This window comes from Ferroplasma sp., assembly GCF_031200575.1.
Classification (GTDB): Archaea; Thermoplasmatota; Thermoplasmata; order Thermoplasmatales; family Thermoplasmataceae; genus Ferroplasma.
Genome location: NZ_CP133597.1, coordinates 1,411,502 through 1,435,196 on the forward strand (window position 1 = coordinate 1,411,502; position 23,695 = coordinate 1,435,196).

Annotated in this window: 18 protein-coding genes, 1 tRNA gene and 1 pseudogene; 10 read left to right on the top strand and 10 right to left on the bottom strand. The window is 36.1% G+C overall.

Features of this window, described 5'->3' with window-relative positions:
- Window positions 1–4 precede the first annotated feature (4 nt).
- The 5 genes from cas1 to cas3 are packed head-to-tail and all read right to left on the bottom strand — an operon-like array spanning window position 5 to window position 8,648.
- The gene (cas1, locus tag RE471_RS07545; protein WP_309214232.1) at window positions 5–1,627 is read right to left on the bottom strand and encodes a CRISPR-associated endonuclease Cas1; all 1,623 of its coding nucleotides are present in this window, start codon (window positions 1,625–1,627) and stop codon (window positions 5–7) included.
- 1 nt (window position 1,628) lies between these two features.
- The gene (gene csb2, locus RE471_RS07550) at window positions 1,629–3,005 is read right to left on the bottom strand and encodes a type I-U CRISPR-associated protein Csb2 (protein ID WP_309215753.1); all 1,377 of its coding nucleotides are present in this window, start codon (window positions 3,003–3,005) and stop codon (window positions 1,629–1,631) included.
- Between the two features lie 15 nt (window positions 3,006–3,020).
- Entirely contained in the window at window positions 3,021–4,055 is a 1,035-nt protein-coding gene (gene cas7u / locus RE471_RS07555) for a type I-U CRISPR-associated RAMP protein Csb1/Cas7u (protein WP_309214233.1), read from the bottom strand.
- A complete protein-coding gene (gene csx17, locus RE471_RS07560; RefSeq protein WP_309214234.1) occupies window positions 4,048–6,318 on the bottom strand; it encodes a type I-U CRISPR-associated protein Csx17 in 2,271 nt (756 codons plus the stop codon). Before csx17 ends, cas7u begins: the two co-directional genes overlap by 8 nt.
- Window positions 6,315–8,648, bottom strand: coding sequence for a CRISPR-associated helicase Cas3' (gene cas3, locus RE471_RS07565; RefSeq protein WP_309214235.1), 2,334 nt, complete (start codon window positions 8,646–8,648; stop codon window positions 6,315–6,317). Before cas3 ends, csx17 begins: the two co-directional genes overlap by 4 nt.
- 153 nt (window positions 8,649–8,801) lie before the next feature.
- Between cas3 and RE471_RS07570 the strand changes: the two are divergent.
- The 6 genes and pseudogenes from RE471_RS07570 to RE471_RS07595 all read left to right on the top strand — a co-directional run bounded on the left by RE471_RS07570 (window position 8,802) and on the right by RE471_RS07595 (window position 15,092).
- Window positions 8,802–9,937 (top strand): annotated as a pseudogene (locus RE471_RS07570) (IS256 family transposase).
- 103 nt (window positions 9,938–10,040) lie between these two features.
- Window positions 10,041–11,846, top strand: a complete 1,806-nt coding sequence (locus RE471_RS07575; protein ID WP_309214236.1) for a ribonuclease H-like domain-containing protein — start codon at window positions 10,041–10,043, stop codon at window positions 11,844–11,846.
- Between the two features lie 239 nt (window positions 11,847–12,085).
- Entirely contained in the window at window positions 12,086–12,547 is a 462-nt protein-coding gene (locus RE471_RS07580; RefSeq protein ID WP_309214237.1) for a GNAT family N-acetyltransferase, read from the top strand.
- A gap of 23 nt (window positions 12,548–12,570) precedes the next feature.
- Window positions 12,571–12,813, top strand: a complete 243-nt coding sequence (locus RE471_RS07585; protein WP_309214238.1) for a hypothetical protein — start codon at window positions 12,571–12,573, stop codon at window positions 12,811–12,813.
- A 1,779-nt stretch (window positions 12,814–14,592) separates the two neighbouring features.
- Window positions 14,593–14,847 (top strand): hypothetical protein, encoded by a 255-nt coding sequence (locus tag RE471_RS07590; protein ID WP_309214239.1) that lies wholly within the window; start codon window positions 14,593–14,595, stop codon window positions 14,845–14,847.
- Entirely contained in the window at window positions 14,844–15,092 is a 249-nt protein-coding gene (locus tag RE471_RS07595) for a hypothetical protein (protein WP_309214240.1), read from the top strand. Before RE471_RS07590 ends, RE471_RS07595 begins: the two co-directional genes overlap by 4 nt.
- 138 nt (window positions 15,093–15,230) lie before the next feature.
- Here RE471_RS07595 and RE471_RS07600 read toward each other — a convergent pair.
- Window positions 15,231–15,303 (bottom strand) — tRNA-Asp (locus tag RE471_RS07600).
- A 43-nt stretch (window positions 15,304–15,346) separates the two neighbouring features.
- On the bottom strand, window positions 15,347–15,574 hold the full coding sequence (locus tag RE471_RS07605) for a hypothetical protein (protein ID WP_309214241.1): 228 nt from the start codon (window positions 15,572–15,574) through the stop codon (window positions 15,347–15,349).
- Between the two features lie 127 nt (window positions 15,575–15,701).
- On the opposite strand from RE471_RS07605, the gene hemA reads away from it, so the two are divergent.
- Window positions 15,702–16,904, top strand: coding sequence for a glutamyl-tRNA reductase (gene hemA, locus RE471_RS07610; RefSeq protein WP_309214242.1), 1,203 nt, complete (start codon window positions 15,702–15,704; stop codon window positions 16,902–16,904).
- Between the two features lie 8 nt (window positions 16,905–16,912).
- Here the strand turns inward: hemA and RE471_RS07615 are convergent, their stop codons facing one another.
- On the bottom strand, window positions 16,913–19,168 hold the full coding sequence (locus RE471_RS07615; protein WP_309214244.1) for a thermopsin family protease: 2,256 nt from the start codon (window positions 19,166–19,168) through the stop codon (window positions 16,913–16,915).
- A 147-nt stretch (window positions 19,169–19,315) separates the two neighbouring features.
- On the opposite strand from RE471_RS07615, the gene RE471_RS07620 reads away from it, so the two are divergent.
- On the top strand, window positions 19,316–19,663 hold the full coding sequence (locus tag RE471_RS07620) for a hypothetical protein (RefSeq protein WP_309214246.1): 348 nt from the start codon (window positions 19,316–19,318) through the stop codon (window positions 19,661–19,663).
- Between the two features lie 2 nt (window positions 19,664–19,665).
- Here RE471_RS07620 and RE471_RS07625 read toward each other — a convergent pair whose 3' ends face one another.
- Both RE471_RS07625 and RE471_RS07630 read right to left on the bottom strand, forming a co-directional pair.
- Complete coding sequence (locus RE471_RS07625; RefSeq protein ID WP_309214247.1) at window positions 19,666–21,165, bottom strand: sodium:solute symporter; 1,500 nt, start codon at window positions 21,163–21,165, stop codon at window positions 19,666–19,668.
- Window positions 21,165–21,365 (bottom strand): DUF3311 domain-containing protein, encoded by a 201-nt coding sequence (locus RE471_RS07630; RefSeq protein WP_309214248.1) that lies wholly within the window; start codon window positions 21,363–21,365, stop codon window positions 21,165–21,167. The genes RE471_RS07625 and RE471_RS07630 overlap by 1 nt, the downstream gene beginning before the upstream one ends.
- Before the next feature lie 306 nt (window positions 21,366–21,671).
- Between RE471_RS07630 and RE471_RS07635 the strand changes: the two genes are divergently transcribed.
- Together RE471_RS07635 and RE471_RS07640 are read left to right on the top strand one after the other, a co-directional pair.
- Window positions 21,672–22,391, top strand: a complete 720-nt coding sequence (locus tag RE471_RS07635; protein WP_309214249.1) for an NAD+ synthase — start codon at window positions 21,672–21,674, stop codon at window positions 22,389–22,391.
- Between the two features lies 1 nt (window position 22,392).
- Entirely contained in the window at window positions 22,393–23,679 is a 1,287-nt protein-coding gene (locus RE471_RS07640; protein WP_309214250.1) for a cation:proton antiporter, read from the top strand.
- Window positions 23,680–23,695: the final 16 nt, after the last annotated feature.

The window sequence follows — 23,695 nt, forward strand, 5'->3', positions numbered from 1 at the left end:
TAGATCACCGTGTTGTTAGAGGTATATAGTCATTTATTTCCCCATTCACATACCTTGATAATAGCCTTGCCTGCACTTCTATTGTTCTTCTATAGCTCACTGTATATCCAAATATTGGATGACGTATTAATGTATCCATTCTATTCTCATAGTATTGAATGACTTTTTTTCTGGCATTTTCTTCAATAGCAACGGCTTTCCCTGAACTTATAAAATCCGATTCCTTAATAATTGAATTATTAATAAGACCTAGCACAACCGAATCTCCTACAATAGCTCTGTATTCTTCCATAAGATCTAGGGCAAGGGCTGGCTTTCCGTACTTCATTCTGTGAAAAAACCCAACATAGGGATCGAGGCCCACTATGGTAAGGGAAACCAATACATCTTTGACTAATAAAGAATATATGTAAGAAAGCAAAGCATTAACTGGATCTAAAGGAGGTCTACGATTTCTATTTTCGAAATTGTATCCGAGAGGCCGCTTCAACATTGTTGAGAACTTTCCAAAATATATTCTAGCAGCACTTCCTTCCATTCCAAGTAGTTCCTGAAACGTTTCCACCATGGCTGTCTTTCCTATAAGATTCTGAAGTTCTTTGAGTGCAGTTTTATTATCGGTTTTTCCATTTCTTCTAAGCAATGTTCTTGAATTTTTAATTTTCCCAGCAACTATAGCTTTTGATATAGAAAGAGATTTTTTAAAATCTATAGATGTTTTATACTGGGCAACACGTAACTCACCATTTTTATTGTAATTACCGGCTGTTACCCCATAGAACCATCCAGAAAGGCTAAAATAGCATATAGGGATATTTCGTTGCAATAATTCATGTAATGCTTGAGTAGTAATTTGTATATTTCCAAATATAGATAGGCTTGAAATGTCTATTAGACTTACTGTAGAACTAGTTTCCTTTCCTCTTACTATTAATTGATTGTTTTTCTTTCCGATAGTAGCCCCCTGCTCTCTCACATACATTGGATATGTATTATCTCTAGCCGGATAGAGTCGTCTAAGGTCAACAAAATAACCCATTGAGAGATACTTTGTCTCATCTGGTAGGCATATAGCAGCAAGAGAGCAACGAATGCATTTAGGGCTATCTTCCAGAGGTTTCGGTATTACATCCTGATCTAGTAATTTCCTTATCTCAGCTATTTTTAAAAGTGTAGATTCCAACAGTTCTTCGGAAATTATTATCTCCAACCTCTTTCTGTTCTTGTCATAGTATATGTATCCTTTGTGGCATTCATAGCCATTATCTCTTAATAAAAGGGCTTGAGCCGCAATTTGGTACAAATCAGTATCCCATGCAGACCCATCAATATTCATACCTCCACTTTTATATTCTACAGGATAAAAAGAACCATTTTCCAGCTCTAGTAAATCTAACTTCCCAGAAAGTCCATATTTTTCACTCTGGAGGAATACTGACCTGGCCTTTCCTTTATTTTCTATTTCTTCAGTTAAGGGTTTTGGTTTGTCAACATTTCTGTGAATGAATCTGCCTCTTATTGTATCTTCAGAATCTGTGAACTGATTCTCCACAAATTCCAACCAGAACAATCTTGGGCAATAAACGAATTCGTTTAACATTCTCAAAGGAATAAAAATATCATCCAATTTAATCATCTGGTATAAATGAGCCCATTCCGAAATGTGAGAAACGACCTATGTTAAATGGCATTGAAATTTCACTGTTAAAAAGTAATCTGAATCCATATCCCCTGCCTGGTGCCTCATTTTTTCTACTTCGATAAAAATCAAGCCATAGAAATCTTTGCTGCCCTGTAGTTTCTTTTATTGGTAGTATTTCTATGGGAGCTGGCAATCCTATATAACAGAGCTCCTCAATTACCTGTTTTTTTAACCATTCAAAATAATCACCTCTGCCCTTTCTGTAGTGCTTGTTCAGGATAAACGGAGTCTGACTGACATATGTTTTGCTTTTAGGAAACAACGTGCTAGTCATGTCATTGAGCCATTCAACTGGAAACATCTGAATATCAGGTTTTCCATTATCCTGATACATACTTTTCATAATGTTAAGAGCATATCTTTCTTCAAGTGTGAGTGCTGTCGACGATTTAACCATTATATGATCTATCCTCCCATCTCCATTAATATCCAGAGTGGAAATGAAAATATGTTTATGTCCTTTCATTATGGAACTATCTGCTTCTATTCCAGAAAGGGTTGGTGAGATTTTCTTATATTTTTTCTTATAAATACCAAGTAGTTTTTTGTGGAATCTCTCAGCAATTATAATCGATTCGGTAATTAAAGGAAGCACGGAAGAGTTTAGTTCGTATATTACACCAAATTTTCGCCCCATATTAGATAATTGTTTGCTTTTATATTGCACATGCACACTATTTTCCGGTAATTGATAATAAACAAATTTCAGGGCAGGTGGATTATTTAGATGTTTTTTTAAAACTATTTCAGTAGAAATCCCCAAGTCTTGTATCCATTGACCTTGAGTTTTTGTTCCGTTATACAACTCCGGGACAGCAACTCTTATAGTATGTGTATTAGTTATTTCATTTACCGGAAAACAATTAATTGGCTTTGTTTTATCTTCAAGGCGCATTTCAATGAGTGATTCACTTCTCCCCAAATAATTTACATTACTGATAATTTTATTAAACATCTCTTTTTCAGGTTCAGTGAAAATACAATCCCATACAACATATATTTTTTCATGAGGAAGAATAGCTGCAAAGGAATCATAAATTAAAGTACTGCTACTATTGGTTTTTAAATAATACGGTACACTGCAGTAAGAAATATTTGGAAGGTAAAATCTTGGCAGCTGACTCAGTTTTGTAAGAATGCTAATCACTACATTACTGTTACAGTAAGTTAATTTTCTTTTCCATGTATCTATAAATGCTCTCAATAGTCTATAAGGAGATGGTGGATACTCGATAGATCCCTCATTTACATTCCTATCATATGGGGTTGCATGATATTCGCCTGTGATAAAACGTATTGAGATTGTTACCGTATGATATCACTCCTCATTATTTGCATCTTCAATGGAACTTTTTTCTTCCTTATTGTTATCATTGTTATCATTTTTCTTATTTTCTTTTAATTGTGCAGTTATCTGTGTAACTACCATATTTGTTTTACACCTTTGTATTAATTCTTTTATATAGGATATCAATTCAGTTTTTTTGGGTAGATTATCCAGAGAATAAGAATCAATAACCTTTAAATCGCATGCTGTCCGTAATTTGAGTTCTCCGGCAAATAGATCTCTTATTTTGTATAGAGAAAGTGCAATTAGTAGATTTGTTGGATCCTCGCCCAAATCATAGCTTTTAATTAGGCTTATATCAAGGTTGACATATGCAGTTATACGTTTAGCTGTGTAATCTGTCTTTGAATATGGTATATTGGAATATGCTGACTTATCGGAAATTCCTTTATCCACCATATATTTTCCACCAGCATCTACTGTGGAAAATTTTACACCACCGTATGTTACTTCTTTAATATCCTCACCCACTATATATGAACTGAGAGCCCTGGGAACCCGGAACGTTCCGCCAACATTAGACATAAATGCTCCATGAATCAATGAATTTATATCAAAATGGTAAAATGCGTATCCAATCTTTTTATAATCAGGATAAGCGAGACTAGCATAACCGGCCTCCTTTCTTAATTTCTCTACAAAGCCCTTATCAGAAATAATATATGGAGAATTAATCCTATGGGCTTCGGTGAGTGAACTTATAGCGGCCATGTGTGTTTTATTTTTATCTTGTAAGTCTATCTTTATATAAGAAAGACCATTGAACTCATCTATTAGATCAGGGGTGTTTTCCTTTATTATTGTTTTTTCAAAGTGGTTTGCCATAGACTGAGCACTTTCAACAACCAGCATTCTTGTACCATCAGGTCTTTCATAAGTTGCTGCACCTATTTCAGGAAAACCGGTAGGTTGAAAAAAACTACCCTGTAATGGTTCCAGTGGTATTTCCAGTAACAATCTATTCTCTTTTTTTACGTTTTCTATTGTATTTTCAATACTATTCATTTCTTATCATCTCCTTTTCTAGCAACTTTTGCCCAAATACGGTCTCTAGTAGATTTTCATGTTTGCTAAGTGGTATAAGCAATGCGGCAGCGAGTCTGATTCCACAGTTACCATCAGCAACCGATATATTTGAATAAAGGTTTTTATTCACAAGCAGTCTTTTTTGGGCTATGTTTGCAGCATCTCTAATCCTGTTTGACTTCAATAATGGTATTATTCTCGATTCTATTACGGTCTCAGTATCTTTTTTGCCCGGCATCATTACCGATTTTAAAATAGCATATTTAATATTAACAGGATAGTCTGACCTTCTAAGGTTTCCTTCGTATCTCATATATATTAGATGTATTTTCTGCTGATTTTCCCAGTTGATCATAGATAATCCTAGAATTAAATTTTCAATTTTGTTTTCGTCTAAATTGCCATCAATAAACATGGATATATCCTGCATAGTTGCCCCGAATACGCTATCTAAAGGAATTGTTTTTAATCCATCCTGAGTAGCTTTTATTAGTCTACGGTAGATCAAATTTGCCATCTTATTTGGGAGGTCATTTCCAATCCATGAAGTAACCCATGTAGAGTCAACCCAGCCATTATACTTTTTGTTAACAGGTTCAAGCTGTTCTCTTATGTTTCCAACATCCCCTCTAATGGAGGCAATTGATAGCGCTATCCTAAATTCTGGACTGTTATCGTTTGAATAGTCTATCCAGTCAGCCTGTAATTGTCCAAGCGGAGCATATTCTTTTCTATGGATAGATGCGTATATTTCCATTTTTCCTAAGACTGAAATAATTCTTTGCGCATTATAAGGGGATGTGTAGGCAGCAAAATTGAAAACTGCATTATTTATTGAATTTAGAAGTTGCTTATGTGATTCTGGAATATTAGTCAGTTTTGCACGGATGAATTTCTGGATCATTCTGTTGATTTTGTTTAGCCGTAATACTTTAGGGTCATATCCTACAAATATATTTGAAACTGGAATTGAAAGGAAATTACCCTGACCCTTTCTCTGATGTGTTACATATCGAACAAAACCAGTAATGCCTTTGTCCACACCAAGAGATTTTACAGCTTCAAGAAATTCTAATCCAGTTTTTGCATACAAACCATTGTATACCACCCTTCCATAGGAGAATAGTGACTTTAATTCAACTAAATGGGTTGGGCGATTCCATACAGGCAACCAGGTTTCTGAAGATTTGTTATCAGGTATTTGAGATGAAGAATATCCTGCTGGGAACAATTTAACGCTGAATGGAGAAAGCATGTAGCTTCTGGCATTGATAGAATTTTTCCTACTAATAGAATTTGACCACAGGAATAGCCCTTCTATTAAAAGGATAAAATCCCATGGGTTAATATCAAAATCTTTATTCTCTATACTATTTCCCTGATTGTATCCGCCAGACCTCCCAGGATAGAACTTTCCTATTTTTTCATTTTTAAGTTTATCAGTAGAGGTTCCAAAAATGGCGGATTCCAGTAGTTCTTGGGAATTTTCCATTTTTATTAGCATCATTATGATATATTGCATAAATTTCGTACTGTATTCAAGATCGCCTTCATTGCCTCCAGTACCCAATAAAGGAGCTGTAATTTTATCAAGGTTTGTATCTAGAACCAAACATGTATCAAGCCATTCAACAAAGTTGTCACTCATAGTCCCCCTTGCTTCTGCTATAATCTCACTAGTCTTGATTATCTTCTTTTCATATACATCAACACATTCCTTTATATCTTTATCATATGTGTAAAGATCCACTATTTTCTCATCATTGTTTAAATTTTTATTTATTCTATTAAGAATAACTGTCAGTTTCTCTTTCTCTTTGCGGCTTTTATTTTGAATTTCCCCACGAAATCTATTGTAAAAATCTGAAACTCTTTCTGTTCTGTAAGAAAAAGCCCTTGTTTTATAAACGTTATCAATATCCAATTTTATTTTGTTGAACCTTTGAGATTGTTGAGACATTATTGTCGAGTATATATCTCCCTTCTTTTTAGGGTGTTGTTTATGTAAGTATAGAAAATTTCCTCTGTTCCATGGTGACATCACTGATGATGGGACATATTCTTCTAAAAAGAATTTTATAATTTCCTCTTTTGTTATATTGGAGTCTAGAACAAATCTATTGTTTTCCCAATATCCCTTTATATCTTCACACTTCTGCTCAGATAATAATCTGAATATACCTAGGCTTTTCATATATGAGCTCATTGGCTCTAGGTTGCAGTTGTCTAAATATAGCTTCATGGTAAGCCCCCACTCGCCCTTTGATCAGCAGAACGGAGAATATTCTCCATCAATCCCAGTTTGAAAATACCAATTTTTGAAGAGAGTTCTAGTATTCTATAGTCCCAGCTTTCTCCTGTTTGAGTTTCACCCAGTTCCATGTATGATAATTTTAAAGTTGTATCATTCATGATCTCACCATTAAAAAATTCAAAAGATTTTATTTTATCGCCATCCCATACACCCCGCGCAAATTTTTTATTGCTATCCCGTGGAACTTTTTCATCTGGTATTGCACGTATAGAATTTCTTACCTTGCCATGATGGGCAACAACGAGATATGCAACAAGGTCGTTTTTACCATTTTCTAATGCTGCCAAACCGGAAACGAGTTCGTGCCTGAAATATTTTCGTTCATATTTACCTATCCACTCATTTTTAGGGGCCTTAGCAATATGGTTTTTTATGCTGGAAGGCGCATCATTCTGATTTATTATTTCCTGAAAAACCTCATGTGCTTTACCAACATCGTGCCATTTAGCAGCCTCCTCAATTTCGCCCTGGTAAGTCTGAATATATGGTATGTTGGACATTATTTTCTTAACTTTTTGATAGACTTCAAAACTATGCTCTTTTATTGATTTCCACTGATTCACAGAAGAATTATTGTCTTCATATGATGTCCTATTATTATTTGACTTACATTTTATTTTCATTAGAGGCATTACATCATTTTTAGATTTCATATCCCATCCAATATCTTTACTATAAAATCCTGAACTGGAATGTATCATATAAAAATTACCTGGAATGATACGATCTGTTTTCACCAAAACCCATTTTCCAAGCACCCATGAATATGTATATACATCCTTAATTTTTTTAGCAATTTCCAGCTCTAAAACCGGAACTGGACAAAGCTCATCCCTCTGCGGTAAATCTTCCATGTTTGGGTCTTCGAAATTACGCCAGAACAGATATGCATTTATGTCTGTACCGCTTCTAACGAATCTTGAAATATCAATATCATCACCCAATAACCCCGGATCTGTATTATACAGGTCCAGTAAGTCTTTTTTTCTAATCACAAAATTTGTTTTTATATCGTCCAGTTGTTTTATTGAGCTAAATTCCTCATTTATAACAGAACCAGAATCGATATCCTTTAAAATTTTATAGCTATTGATTATTTCATCCTTTTCATATGGCTCTGGCTTATAATGCACCATATCTCTTGTATTAATAACATATATCGTGGATTCTTCAAATTCACCATACCTATTGCAACGTCCGGATCTCTGTATAATTGATGAGAGTGGCGCTATTTCAGTAAAAAGGGAACTACTTGAAATATCTATTCCCGCCTCAATAACTTGTGTTGATATGATAATCCGACTATTGCTTTTCTCCAATATTTTCTCAGCTAAGACATCCCTATCAGGACGTCTAAAATGCGAATGCAATAAAATAATCTCTGCATGATTGTCGATTTGTTTTTTCAATTTTGATAGAGAACAGAATAGATTTATTGACTTACTAACTGTGTTTAAAATAACAATGGAGTTACCTTTATGATTTTCTAATACAAACTTGCTTAATTTGTCCATATCCTCTATACATGCGTCTTTTACATCTGGGAATTGGATATGCTTGTTTGCCCTATATATTTTGTTTAAAGTTTTATCGGCAAGGTCAGCTTTAGATATTTCAAGAATTTTATGTTCATCCTTGAAATCAACGCTTGAGATAGAATCTGGAGATAAACTGGCACTCATCCATAAGGATTTGGTAGAGCCGAATACCCCGATTATATTTCTAAAACCCTGCAGTTGTGTGCCAGTTTTTAGGGCATCACCCATTAATTGTATCTCATCGAATACCCAGAAGCTGTCGTTATTAAGTAAGCCAAAGTCCATCGGCCACCTAAACTTATTTGCACCATATCCTCTATTTAATGCCCTTGAAAGCAATATGTCCTGAGTTCCAACTAACACAATGAAATCTTCAGGGTATATGTCCCATAAAGTATTATCTTCTCCACCTTCCAGTAAATATATTCTAATGGTGGATTCTGATATCTCATTAAATTTATTTATATATTTCTTAGCTCGTTTATACGTTTGCTCTACTAAAGTTCTCATAGGTAAACAGTAGACTAAACGTTTCTGAGTATTCTCCTTATGAGAATATATTTTCCATAACCAATCTAACAAAACAGTTTCTGTTTTTCCAGAACCTGTAAATGCATTCAGTATAGTGTAATCATCTTCAGAATATCGAATCTGAAATGGATATGGAGAGAATTCAGTTATTGATTTAAAAAATTCACTATAATTTTTATAAGCAATCAAACATCATCAACTGTACTATCAGTTAAATATATATAAATATTTAGTTGGTTGTGTACCATATTTTGTGTAAATATAAACCCCCTGTTAATAATGAAATGATCATTAAATAACAGGGAGAAATACCTCTTTTGAACAAAAAGGAGGTAATAAAATATTGAATATGACAATATAAACATATCGAATGTAGAAGATATAATAGAACAGACAGTTAAAGAAAAGCTGGAAGCACTTATGAGAATAGAGCATGACCAATATTTAGAGGAGAATCCAGGAATAAAGAATTGCTTCTATAAAAGGAATTTAAAGACCAAACACGGTGAATTAAAGGAATTATCAGTGCCAAGGAACAGGGATAATACATTCCACAGTGCAGTAATAGATAATAACAGGGTAGGCCTTGAGGAACTGATAACATCAATGTACTCAAATGGAGTATCCACAGGGAGGATATCAGCTATATTGAAGGATATATTCAATAACAGGTACTCTCCATGATCAATATCCAGAATAACAGACTTAACACTGGAAGAGGTAAATAAGTTTGTCAACAGGAAGCTTGACAAAAATTACATAGCTGTAATGTTCGATGGATTGTTCTTCTACTTAAGGAGGGAAACAGTAGACAAGGATCCTGCAATATTTGCATTAGGTATTAAGGAATCAGGAGAGTATGAGATATTGGGATTCTATTTAACAATAAAGGAGTCACATAATAACTACAAGGACGTTTTAGAAGACCTATACAGAAGGGGATTGAAGGAATCATTGTTATTCATAGCAGATGGAATTACAGATTTAGATGAGGATATAATGAAGATATACCCGGGAAGTGATTTCCAGCTGTGCACAATACACTATTCCAGGGGATTGAAATCCAAGGTAAAGGAAAAGGATATGGAAATAATAGAAGATGCAAATAAAATGTTTAAATGCAGCAATAAGCAGGAGGCAATAGCAAGATTCAATGAAATTAAGGATAAATGGGAGAATAGGCATCCAAATGTAATATACAATACTGAGAAAAAGCTCGGTCAGTTATTGAGATTCTATATTTATACCTCTAAAATAAGGAATTCATTTAAATCTACAAATGAGATAGAGAGATTGAATGGTGAGATAAGAAGGAGGGTAAAGGTAATATCATCATTCCCTGATGGGGGCTCTGCAATGAAGATGTTCTATTTGAAATCCATAGAGTTCAATTCAAAGCATGCATTCAGGAAGATGAGAGATGCTATAAATGCAATGATGAGATTAAAGAGATGTTCAATAAGAGGTACCCTTTATAAATACGCAAAATATGGTACACGTTCTGAAAATCTCGGTAATGCAACACTTATTATAATAGTTATTTAAAAAAAGATATTTATATTAAATGGAGATAATATAGTTATGAGCTTAACTAGCATAATTAAGGAAAGCCCTGAAATTCAAAATTTCCTAGTCTCACGCATAAAGACTCGTCCAAAAATACCAGATACTAAAAATATAACATTTTCTAATAATGTTAATCCGTCTATGGTTGGAACTGCTTTTGATTATATGTTTAGATTTGAGTTAAAGAGAAAATATCCATGGGCAATTGAAAGTGGATGGATTGCACAGAATGGCTTAAGTAATATGGTATTGGCTAAATTCCAAGTGGGAGATGGAGCCGACTCACCACATCACCTTTTACTTATTAATTGGGCTGACACCGGTCAACGAACAATGGATTATACAAAATCTGCAAGGGAAAAATATTACAAAAATCCTAGCGATAAGAATTTGAGGAAACTAGTAGAGATGTGCTACAGATTAAGCTATCTGGACGTGATTTATAGAGAAGGCAAACTCCCTTCTGTTCCTGTACCAAAGGATAAACTCATGCCTGCGCCAACTGAGGAAGAAATAGATGATATTATTTCAATGATTTCAAAATCAGAGGAATTTATTAATTCTGAAACATTTGCCAATAGCAAATTCATAGTATTAAATCCAGATTTTGGAGATTATTCAAAGTTGGTTCGTGGGGCTGATGCCGATATAATCACTTCTACCTCACTTATAGATTTAAAAACATCCCGAAATCTACGAATAACAAATTACGACTTAGCCCAAATAGTGGGATATTACTTCCTGCTCCGGCTCTATAATGAAGAACACTCCCATCTTCTAATACCATATGTTTTAAATGAGATGAAGATGGGGCGGAGATTTTTGCACGAAAGATATAAAGAGGGTGAATATCCCATGGAAAATTATTTCTTCAGCCAATCCGAAATATATAAATTTCCAGATATTTCTGAAATCGGGATATTTTTTTCAAGATATGGTATGGAATATACAAGTCCTGTAGATAACGTCTCTATTAATAGAGAAGACCTTATAAAATTTGAAGAATTAATTAAAGATTTTAAAGAAACTCGGCAAATCCAAATTATAGAACTTATGAAATTGAAGGATGTTGGATCCATACGCTCAAGAACACTTACTGATATGGGCATTAAAACTATAGAGGAACTTGCAAATTTTCCCTTAAGCAGGGGAAAGAGAGTAATGATAAATAATGTCGGCTTTGACAGACTCCACACCATTGCAAGGGAATATTTGGATCATAAAATTGAACTGAGAAAAAATGTAACTATTGATGAGGCAATTAAAACCTTTGACTTTAGTGATGAGGTTTATCTTGATATTGAAACAACTGGGCTTTTGTCAAATTCACAAATATGGTTAATTGGAATGTGGTTCAAGAGAGAAAATAAACTCATTTCACTATTTGCCAGTGAACCTAGTAAAGAAAAGACTATACTAAAACAATACCTGCAGATAGTATCTGGTATAAGAGGTGCAATTGTCACTTTTTCTGGGAAGGGTTTTGATAATGAACTTATTGAAAGCAGACTTAAGGAATATAGATTGTGGTACAAATCTAAACCACCAGTTTATCTAGATATTTTGCAGGTTATAAGGAGGTCGGTATTTATACCGGCCAGTAATGGTTTAAAGAACTTGGCTGAATGGATGGGTTATACTTTCAAACATCCAGACCTAAGTGGTGCCGCAATGCCTCAATTATATAATGAATATCTTAATATGCATGATCAAAAACTATATAACAATCTTATAGAATACAATGAGGATGATGTCAAGTCTCTATCGTATGTCGTTGATTTTATAAGACATGTTTTGTTAGAGCGAAAACAACATGCTTAAATGAGTGTGTTATTATTATGACCTGTTTCTTATATGATTTATTTATATGGCAAAACCTATAATTTCTAGTATAAGACCGACCAGCAAAGACTTAACTAAAGGAATAATGTAGAAATCCATCGGGTTTTTAGAATTAGTTTCTAGAAAATGTCCTGGAAGAGATATTAAAGGATCCTGAAATGCTGAAGAAGTTCAGGAATGAAATGAAATAAATATATATCCCAAAATGCTTAGGCTTTATGGTCAATTCAATATATCACAAATTACATCTTGGAAAAACATACCATATAATTAGTAAAAATGATTGCAAGTACTCAATAAAATCTGGTAATTCATCCATGGATGAATATACCTTGAAGGATTTTTATAATGATTCATTATATGATAATTATCTTGTTGTTGTTAAAACAGAAAATAATATTCCTGTAGGCGTAATTGAAATTATTATAAATGATAAGTTTACCATAGAGATGGTTGAGGTAGATATTACAAAGCAGGGTACAGGCTTAGGCACAAGCATGATGATAAAATCAGAAAGTATAGCAAAACAACTGAATTTTAAAGAAATCTATCTGGAGGCTGTAGAGAATAAGGTAGAATTTTATAAGAACCGTGGTTTTGAAATTTATGCTGAGCCTTATTATAATGAAGAGTGGGGGCGGTTATTCCCCATGAAAAAGAAAATAGATGACAATGTTTAAATAATATTACAACATGTAATACTATGGTAGGAATAAAAAAGATATCTATATCAATAAATGGAGAGCTTAAAAACGCATTAGATGTTTTGTCTGATGGAGAGGGCATAAGCAGATCTAGGCTTATAGAATCCATTTTAAGCAATGATAAAAATATTAAAATGACAATAAATTCAATGAGGGCCGATACGGCTTCCGGGGTTTATGCAGTTCCCGGGCACAGGGAACACATTAACAAAGAAAGGGATGAAAAAATTGTCCAGAATTGAATGGTGAACCTTTGTTGTTAACCCATTGAAGTGATTTTATGATATGTTCTGAATTTTCATGTATGCATTGCTTCAATATGCATTCATCTTAATGGGATTCCGTGAATGTTCCAGACATTTTATTCTGTGTTACACAGGCCTATCATTAAAAAATGGACATGGAATTATCTGGATAAAAATAAAGGTATTTACAAATCTAGTTCTGAACCAGTATTTGTGGCTTAAATCTGATATCAGAACAATATCAGATATATGGAAACTCAGTGAAATCAAAGATAAAATAATGAAAATCTGATATGGCTGCCGCTGCTTTCCTACTATTATATAATTAAGAATAAATCTAAAGTGAACACCCAGTGAACACTTGCAGATATCGTAAAATAAAAGGTTTAAAAACAAAGTGTTCACGTTCACTTGTATTTAATGTATAATATTAACTAATTAAGAGTAAAAGGAAAACATGGACCAGGATTGGGAAGCGGTAAAACAGATATCCGGATGGCCATGGGCCAAACAATGAATTGTTATATAATAACATTGAAAGTACTGGTTTTCCGTGAATTATTCTAATAATAGTTAAATATTTCACTATTTTTATATTAATAAAATCTAAATCATCAATCGCTTGGAAACCCAATAAAATATTCTTCATAGCTTAGAATTTTATAAGATTATTTTTATACTTATAAGCATGCTCTTGAACTTCTTTGCAGTCCCGATCAGTCCCTACTTTGTGAAAATACCCGGGACTGAAGATGAGCTTAGAAAATACAGGCTCCAGACCTCACGAGTCCCAGTTGCTTCCTATGTTCAAAAACATTTTAAAAATAGAAAAAGAATAAAGGATATAAGGCGGTCGGGACTGAATGGGGTTTAATCCTGTAAAATAAAGGCTCAGAGTCAGTCCCTATCACTTTTTGGTACCCGACACTGGAGTTTTAGATTTAAACGTGATTACAAATAGTAATAATCAGGAAAATAAATATTTCATGATTTTTGAAAAAATTTATATTATTTATTTTTCAATAACTAAGGGTTAATATTTTTCTGATGTTAATAAAGAAAATCATCATTTATATTCGCTTTATTTGATAATTCAAACAAGATTTTGAAGGATTCTTTATAATACCTGAATACACGTAAAATGTCAAAAGTACCAACTGTAACGTTTTTATCATTAGAATATAAATATGTAGAGAGAAGAGGGATGTTATGCACGCAATAATGCCACTCAATTTCTAATAAAGCATACCCTATGAAAGATGAATGAAATGAAAAACCAGAAATTATACTCTTATATTTTTCCTAGAGTTCAAGATTTTGATTAATGTCATTGAATAAAGGTGGAACTTCTAATCTATAGGTTTTTAATTTATTAGATATTCCTTTATTTTTATTCTTACTTTTCTCTTCTATAATTTTTTTAATATTTTCTACATATATATCAAACAATGTTTGATCAGCATATATCTTTTTAAGGGTATTTATCTTATTCGCAGGTACGCTAAACCCTAATGTCTCTGTAGTTTGTACCCTCAATAAAACAGCCTCTATTGTTTTTTCCCCTCTATCCTAACAAAAAAATAAGCCTGAATACTTATGTTTTTGATAGAAAAAGTACTTTTCTTTATATACTTTCTAAAATAAAGGCACTTAGGGGTATAATTCTACCTGAAACCTATAACATCTCTCTAAATGACAGTATTGGGAGTACTTTTCCTTTTAACATTCCATTCCATCCAGGAGAGGGGCCCGAGATTGATTACCCGGATGGACCATATGAACCGGAATACCCAGAAGAAGATCCAGGAGATGATCCGGATGATTAAGGAGGGGAAAATGTTTTTAGACCTTCCTGAAGACTGGAAGAAAATAATAAGGACCCTTAAAGATGGACCAGCTTCCAGGGAAGAGATAGTTAAGAGATCCGGGGTAGATGAGAAGAAGGCCACTAAAATTATAAAGGCCATGAAAGATCTTGCAATAGTAGATAAGGGCCCGGACTGGATAATAACATTGAGGGATAAGAAATGATGCAGGCCACATTAGAGGAGTTCAGGCCCAGGGGAAAGATCTTCCAGGAATTCGATTACCTTATCCGGGAATACATAAGATCCACTGGAACCGATAACTTTGACAAATACGATTTATATGACTTTACCTGGAAATGCCCGGGAAGAATGAGGATTAAATCTATGCAGAGAAATGGATTCTTTGCAGTGTATCGACTGTACCTGGTGGATAAGGCCAGGAGACATGAATACAGATCTGAGGAATAATAATATTTATTTTAAGTATAATATAATCCAGTAATTATATAATATTATTTTTATATTACAAAAACAGGATCGGGAGTATATAAATAGGGCTAAGATATTTCTATCAATGTATTACAGGGAGTTTAATACTTATAAATGCGCCCCGAACGGGATTTGAACCCGTGTCACAGGCTCGACAGGCCTGTATGATAGGCCGCTACACTATCGGGGCAGCGTTGTATTCCCGTAATTCTATCGTTTTATATAAACATTTTTTATTTTCTGTAGAATCTGAAGAAGAACCATATAAAGAATCCAGTTATCAGTATCCCTGAGATCGATACAAGAATCATTCTAATATAAATTACTGAGGTAAACATAGAGAGCAGAACAAGGACTGCATTGGTTCCCATAATAGATATGAGAATAACAAGGAACTTTCCAGCAGGCATCCTTTTTTTCTCCTCGAACAGTTCCTTAATTTCCATGTCAATTTTATCCATTTATTAGATATTCCATTCAAGCTATTACGCTTTTATTATCAATATATACTGTTTATCACAAAATACTTTATTACTATATAATTTAACTACCAATTGCTTTATATAACAATTTAGTATTCACATTCATATGGGTGATATAGAGTTATTATCCTGGAACTATAAAGATACCCCGGAAGCATTCAGTGAAATCATCAAGCATGACCCCTCGTATTTTGAAAATATCATGGAGGAGAATGGAATAGGAAAATATGTACTTTTAATTACGTGCAACCGTGTTGAAATTTATTTTTCAGGCAATGGAAAAGTTCCTATTATTTCTAAAAACCCCATCTATATTAAATACCCAGAATCTATCAGGCACCTGTTTATGGTCTCATCCGGGCTTGAATCCATGGCCCTGGGGGAAAACGACATTTTACGCCAGATCAAGACTGCATACGATCTCTCCAGTAAAAGGAAGCATATGGACAAGTTCCTTTCATATACATTCCAGAAAGCACTTTCTGTGGGGAAGGATGTAAGGACCAGGACAGATATATCACATGGTAAAACATCCCTGTCAACAATAAGCCTGGATATAGTGGAAAAGAATTATGGACTTAAAAATAAAAAAATTGCAATCGTGGGAACAGGCAAGATGGCGGTTTCCCTTCTGAATTACTTATCAGGGTCCGGATCATCAGTCACCGTGGCCGGAAGGTCACCAGAGCATGCAAGAAACCTTGCAATCCTTTACGGTGCCTCATATACAGACCTTTCAGAAGTGCATGAGCTCATAGAATCAAATGACATAATAATTACAGCCACCTCCTCTAAAAATTATATAATCAGAAAATCACATGTAGAAAATATAGAAAAACCCAAAATAATGGTGGACCTTTCAAATCCTCCCAACATTGAAAAAAACCTTCCTGATAACATATCATTATATGACCTGGATATGATATACAGAATCTCATCGGAGACAAAGGGCCAGAGAAGGATGGAGATACAGAGAAGCAGGGAGATCATTGATGGGGAGCTCGAAATCTATAAGGACAGGATAAATCAGATGAAATCTGATGATATCATATCACTGTTCTACCGCTATTCAGGAGAAATCATGAATGAGGAAATAGATGAGTTAAAGAGGAAAATAAATATTACAGATGACCAGGAAAAGGTAATAAAAATAATGATGAATTCATTTACGAATAAGCTTCTGGCCCCCTATACCAGTTCCATGAAAAACTTCATCAAAAACAATGAAAATTACTCCTATATTTTAAGAGAATATGATACAATGCTGGATAGAATATTAACAAAGAAGGATAAAAAAATTATAAAATAAATTTTATTTTACCACCAGAAAAACAGGAAGAAGGGCTGCAGGGGGACATAATCCCCGCCATATGCTATGAGCCCGTCATTGTTGTAGGGTATTGCCCCGTTGAAGTTGTACCAGTAATTCCCTCCCTGGTAGAAGGTAAATGCTATGCTTCCCCGGAGTGCAAATCCATTTACGTAATGGGCGATGAATGCAGGCTGCTTTGTTATATTCCAGTGGTTTATGTACATTGCAGTGTTGTCAGAGTATATGGAATAGTCCGGGCTGTATGCTGTTATGGTTACCGTGAAGTAGTTATTGTATATTGTATCTCCGGAGGAGAATTCTGCAACTCCCAGTGGTGCGCCCCATATATTTGAAATTGCCTGGAAGGTTGAGTTGTCTGTCATTGTTGAGTTTACAAAGTAGTTTCCCCATATGGTCACATCCGGGCTCTTGTATGCAAGCAGGCCACTGTCCATTACATTGAAGTAATTTCCACCTATTAGATCATTGGTGGAATTCCAGATAAGCACATTCGCCACCGGGAATCCAGTCAGCGATGCTGAGAAGTACCCTGTAACGTCATTTGACTTCCATAGTGTTGCATTCGAGGCATTGTACATTTCATAGTTAAGGAAATTGTAGTTAGGGAAGCCATAGAATGAAACATATAATTCATATGTGGGGTTCGTGCTGGTATAGCCTATGTACATCGAAGGCATATTTGCCATCACAACACTTGCATTGGTATTCTTCAGCAGGACACCTGCAAATACAGGGAATGCATAGTCGTTGAATTCCTCGAACAGCGGGCTTATGGGCATGACCTGGCGGTTATCCATGATATAGGGATTTCCAGGTGTTCCATTTCCATGCATGGATATATTTGCAATCTGTGCATTGTCAAAGGCGTATAATGGCGTGTATATTCCCATTCTGTAATCATGCTGAAGCATTACATTGCTTCCCGGTGCAAAGTAAGCCTCCCTGTAGTCACTCAGTAGGGCTGTGGCAGAATAGCTTCCGGCTGGAAGTGTAAAGCTGTAATGCCCTGATAATGATAGGGGTGCCCATGCAGCAGTTGCAATGTTGAATGTGCTTCCCTGTGATACAAACATGAATGCATTGGATGGACCTACCGTCCCGGAGTAATGTGCCATGGCATTGCTGGATGATATGTTCCACATTCCATAGACCATGGATGGCCCCGGAGTAAGGTATGCTGTATCATTGTCCCATGAAACTGCAACTCCCTCAGATGTCTCTCCAGTTTCAGATCCAACATCGTATGCAGATGGCACATTCACATACCTGTTGCCATCCTGGTATTTCAGGTTCATTGTTGCATTTACATCATATATGGATGTCGTGCTTCCTCCTCCCGGACCGCCGACCATTATTTCGAAATCAAATGGTATGAATCCTGTTGGTGTTACATGTGTACCGCTGGCAAGGTATGTTGGTGCCGGTGCAGTGTAATTAGCAGGCTGGCCGTATGTCGAGTTAAATATTGCATAGTCATAGCTTCCTGACTGTATATGGTTATCGCTTGCTATGGAATAATTGAAGAACACGGCGCTGTCCCTGTCCACAACAGTGGAGTTCAGGTACAGGTTGAGTGTAAATGGGGTTGTCACGTGTATTGTTGGGCCTATGGCATAGTAGAATGTGGGTGCGTCAAGTATTCCACCATATGAATGGAAAACATTGCTGCTGATTTCCACTGCCGGTGATGAAAAGTTCCATATGTTTGTCAGGAATTCAATTGTCTGCGTCCTCTCAGAGTAGAATGCAACGTTCTGCGTCCAGAATGTGTATGTTGAGTTCCCGAATAATGTAACGTTTGTCAGGACAGAGTTCAGCTGGAATGTTTCACTGGTAGGGCCATCATTCAGCAGGTAGAAATCACTCATGTTGTTTATGTTTATGCTGGCCATGACACTGGGCGTTGTCAGGTTGTATCCAACCAGATGACCTGATACGTTCTGTGTCCCGTAGAAACCAATTCCCATCGGAGCTGGTGCACTTAAATATGAAGGCTCCACAACACCGTTTTCCATGGTGACATGGTTTACCATAGCAGGAAAACTGGCATCCTTCATGGGTATCCCCTTTGCCTCGAGGCTCTTCTCAATAGCAAGCAATCTTGCATTGCTCCCCTGTGCAGAAGCTGTCTGTGCTGCAGCGGGAGACGCTGCCGTGGATGTGGTTCCCTGTGACGTCACCACAGCCATTGCAAGTGCCACAAATATTATGGCTACTATAACTGCTAATATCTTTTTCATGAAAATATAATAGATATTTATATAAAAACTTTTCCAGAGGCTTTAATATTATTATGAATAACGCCTGAAAATCCTTTAATATTAAGGATTTTAGTGCAGGACATGGTAAGACAGTGACATATATGTATTCTCATGCAATACATTATTATGAACAGAAAACTGGAGGAGGCAGTTGCGGGATTGAGATGCATGAATAAGCCTGTGAAACAGATAGCAAGAACCCTGGCAGTGAGAAAGGATGACATCGAGAAAATTATCAAGGACTGGATTATAGAAACAGAACCATTCCTGGATAAACTTGTGAGGGAAAGAAAGGTGAAAAGCATCCCGGATCCGAAAAAAATGATTTCACTTATGAAGAACGATACGGAGACAATAATAGAAAATCCTGAAATTTTAGATTACATTGCAAAAAAAAGAAATGACCACCATGATAGGTTCATGGATTGCATAAGGTACAAAATTAAAATATATTTAGATGAAAAAAAAGATTAATTTTATTCTATGTCCTCGAACTCGGAATTTTCTATGATTCCCTCATCCTTAACTTTGTTCATAGCCTTCATCACAGCCATGCCTATTCCAACAACTACCAGGTTAAGGACAAGTGCAAATATTCCTATATAAACGAAATCCAGGTTCTTATACAGGGAGGATTTGAAGTCCAGTTCTGTAAGCAGCACTATGGTTGTGGTGAGCCCAACTGCCCATCCAGCAGCAACCGGGTATTTGTTTAATTTCCTTGTGTACAGTGCAAGGTAAACAGCCGGAAGCGTCTGCATTATAAATGCACCGCCGATGGTCTGAAGGTATACAATTTCCCCTGAGGCAGCCGGTACCAGTGAGAATAGAAGTGCCACTATGATTACAACCATAACAAGTATCCTTGATAGGTTTGTCTGGCTCCTGTCTGAAGCCTTCGGGTTTATGTATTCCAGGTAAACATTTCTGGTAAGCAGGTTTGCTGATGCAAGGGCCATGATGGATGCCGGGACTATGCTTCCCACAACCACTGCTGCGAATGCAAAGGCTGTAAATGATGCAGGGAATATATGAAGCACCAGCAATGGAAGTGCCTCACTGCTGACCTTTGGATATGCATTAAAATACACCACTGCCATTATTCCCACTATGGCAACGAACATTAAGAGGACGTTATATAGTGGAAGCAGGGAGGCATTTCTCCTTATGGTCTTTGTGTCCTTCGATCCCAGTGTGCCGGTTATGGCATGAGGATACAGAAAGAGTGCCAGTGCTGAACCCAGTGCCAGGGTTGTGTAACCAACATCGATTACAGGATTTATGCTCAGAAGGTTCGGGCTTATTGTCCCTGCAGTGTGGAATATTGCCCCGAAGCCACCCAGCTTTATGGGTATGTATATAATTATGACTATTACTGCAACCCATATTATGGAATCCTTCAGTATGGATGTAAGTGCAGGGCCCCTCATACCACTGACAAATGTAAATCCTGCCACAAGGAGGAAGGCTATTATCAGGCTCACTGTAATTGGCAGTGAAAGTGCTGCAAGGACGTATTTTATTCCTGTTATCTGCAGTGCTATGTAGGGTAATTCTGCCAGAACACCGGTCAGTGCTATGAGCATTGCCAGTGACCTGGATGAGAACCTGTCCTTAACGAAGTCCGATGCAGTTATGTATCCCCTTCTCTTGGACACGTTCCAGAGCCTGGGCATGGTTGCGTAAACTATTGGATATATCATTACACCGTAGGCTATGGCGAACATTGCAAATGCACCGCCACCAACACCTGAAGTGGCTGCTGCACCAGGAACTGCTATAAGCGTATATGCGGTGTACAAATCTCCCCCAAGCAGGAACCACATGACAACAGTGCCGAATCTTCTTCCTCCAAGGCTCCATTCTCCACTGGCATCCATATCCTTGGGCTTTCTCCAGAAGTACGCCATATACCCTGCAAAGAGGACTATGAAAATTATCACAAAGAACAGGGCTAAATCAAGATCTGTAAACATCAGGACGCCACCTTCTTCCTTTTCTTCTCGCTATTCTCTATGGAATAGACCGTAAACGTCAGGGCCGCTGCTATGAAAATCCAGACAAGCTGGTACCAGTAAAAGAATGGTATGCCTCCAAGCTCAGGATTTACTCTATCGTATATTCCAACTCCAAGCACCATAAAAAAGTATGGAAGTGCTAAAAGTATGAATTTCAATACAGGATTTATTTTATAGCTTAACAATTACTTATATTTTAAGTTTATTATTCTTAGATAAACCAATTTTTTTTCAACTTAATATTATTACATAATATTTATATATTATTATTAGACATATTTTACATACATATACTATTATTTAGATATTATTTAAGAGTGTGAATGATTGACACGAAATTTACATATTTAATAACATTTTTGACAGATAAATAGCAAAAAATTGAATATTTCTTTATCATGCCCGGTAAGATATGGCAGTAAATTCAGCTAAATATTTATTTAATCCCATTTTATTATCTTAATGTGAATGATGAAAACATAAAGAAAATTGAAGCAATACGGGAGTTTTTGAGGGAGAAAATCGGAAATGCATATGCTGTTGTTGGAATAAGTTCTGGCATTGACAGCTCCCTGGTAATAACACTGCTGGCCACGTCCATTGACATCGATAAAATCAAGGCAGTATTCATGCCGGATAAATTTACGAAAAAGGAGGATTATGATCATGTCCGCTTACTATCAAAATCCACAGGAATAGCCATAGATGAAATAAATATTGAGAGTATTGTTGAATCCTACAGGAAATTGCTGGATTCAGATGATAAAAGGATCGAGGGGAACATTAGGTCTAGGATACGTGCAAATATACTCTATTATTATGCCAATAAGCTGGGGGGCCTGGTAATAGGGACAACAAACCGCACGGAATATTTGCTTGGCTATTACACAAAATATGGTGATGGTGCATGCGACATTGAGCCTATTGAAACATTATACAAAACAGATGTAAGGGAGATATCTAAAATCCTTAAGGTGCCTGAACCCATAATCCACAAAAAACCATCTGCTGGGCTATGGGATAACCAGTACGATGAGGATGAGCTTAACATGACATATGATGAAATCGACAGGGTACTGAAAGACGTATTTGATCTGCATATTCTCCGTGGGAATTATGAAAAGCTGGTTGAAATATATTTAAGGTCTATGCATAAAAGGGAAATGCCAAGGTCTATGAGCTGAAATGATTATATCACCGGTTACATATGATTACTATGAAATCAGCTTCATTCTCATAGTTGCGGCATTTTCAATCCCAATATCCAGGAAATCATCCATGGTGTATATACCAGTGCTTATCATCATGGGCCTAGTTTTCGGGCCATTGCTTGGTTTCATCAAGCATAGCTTTGCCATATACATGCTGTCATCATTCGCAACCATTGGCATCGGAATGCTGGGACTGGTAATAATATTATACTACGAGTCACATAATTTCAGCCCCAGGATACTCAGGAAATATTTCACAAAGATAGTATCCCTGGATACCATAGGAATGGTAATCACTGCTGTTGGTGCCGGCATATTCTTTTCCCTTTTGACAGGTGCGCCGTTCATTGTTGGATTCATATTCGGGGCTATTATATCGCCCACTGACCCGGCATCATTAATACCCACATTCAGGAAGCTGAACATAAGGGATGACATATCGGGAACTCTCATAGGAGAAAGCCTTTTCAATGACCCATTAGGAATTATACTGCTCAGCATTGGAATCGGCATCATAGCTCCAGATGTTTCCTATTCCTCATTCTTCACACTGCTTACATCACATACAGGATTGATACTGGGTTCCGGTGCATTCCTCATACTTGAGATACTGATACCGGCCGCTGTCGGCATTGCATTCGGATTTTTTATAATATATCTAAACAGGTACTTCAACTTTGAATCCCTCTTAATTGCCCTTACACTGGGAATAGTGCTCTTTGAGTTTACATCCCTTGAGGCCGCTGGCATAACACCATTCCCTGCAATAATTGCCACCGGCGCAATAGTGGGAAACTATTCAGATAAGAGCATATTCTGGAACAGGGAAACAAACTTCAATGAGAATTTATCATTCATGGCACAGTCCATCATATTCATACTTCTGGGGAGTATACTTACCAGGACCCAGATATTCAACTATATAGTGCTGGGATTCATTATTGCCCTTCTTGTAATATTCGTGATCAGACCCCTGGCTGTATTCATCTCCATAGGAATTTCAGATATGGGCAAGAACGTAATAAAATTCGATCTCAGGACAAAGACCTTTATGTCTCTTGTTGGCCCAAGGGGAGTCGTTCCTGTTGTGCTTTCAACGGTACCATTTGTTATAGGGCAGGCAGACCATATACCACTGCTTATAAAGTATGGTACTGTTATTTATGCTGCTGTATCCTTTGTTGTCCTGATTTCAATAATTCTTCAGACAGTTTATGTGCCTTATGTCGGCAGGCTTCTACTTGGGGAAATAAAGCACTGATATGATAAAATTTATA

Bases quoted from the DNA above. Each gene is read 5' to 3' on its own strand.
- RE471_RS07590 (WP_309214239.1), top strand. From the start codon at position 14,593: ATGAACCGGAATACCCAGAAGAAGATCCAGGAGATGATCCGGATGATT.
- RE471_RS07615 (WP_309214244.1), bottom strand. From the start codon at position 19,168: ATGAAAAAGATATTAGCAGTTATAGTAGCCATAATATTTGTGGCACTT.
- csx17 (WP_309214234.1), bottom strand. From the start codon at position 6,318: ATGAAGCTATATTTAGACAACTGCAACCTAGAGCCAATGAGCTCATAT.
- hemA (WP_309214242.1), top strand. From the start codon at position 15,702: ATGGGTGATATAGAGTTATTATCCTGGAACTATAAAGATACCCCGGAA.
- RE471_RS07605 (WP_309214241.1), bottom strand. From the start codon at position 15,574: ATGGATAAAATTGACATGGAAATTAAGGAACTGTTCGAGGAGAAAAAA.
- RE471_RS07595 (WP_309214240.1), top strand. From the start codon at position 14,844: ATGATGCAGGCCACATTAGAGGAGTTCAGGCCCAGGGGAAAGATCTTC.
- RE471_RS07580 (WP_309214237.1), top strand. From the start codon at position 12,086: ATGGTCAATTCAATATATCACAAATTACATCTTGGAAAAACATACCAT.
- RE471_RS07625 (WP_309214247.1), bottom strand. From the start codon at position 21,165: ATGTTTACAGATCTTGATTTAGCCCTGTTCTTTGTGATAATTTTCATA.
- RE471_RS07620 (WP_309214246.1), top strand. From the start codon at position 19,316: ATGAACAGAAAACTGGAGGAGGCAGTTGCGGGATTGAGATGCATGAAT.
- RE471_RS07575 (WP_309214236.1), top strand. From the start codon at position 10,041: ATGAGCTTAACTAGCATAATTAAGGAAAGCCCTGAAATTCAAAATTTC.
- RE471_RS07585 (WP_309214238.1), top strand. From the start codon at position 12,571: ATGGTAGGAATAAAAAAGATATCTATATCAATAAATGGAGAGCTTAAA.
- RE471_RS07640 (WP_309214250.1), top strand. From the start codon at position 22,393: ATGATTATATCACCGGTTACATATGATTACTATGAAATCAGCTTCATT.
- cas7u (WP_309214233.1), bottom strand. From the start codon at position 4,055: ATGAATAGTATTGAAAATACAATAGAAAACGTAAAAAAAGAGAATAGA.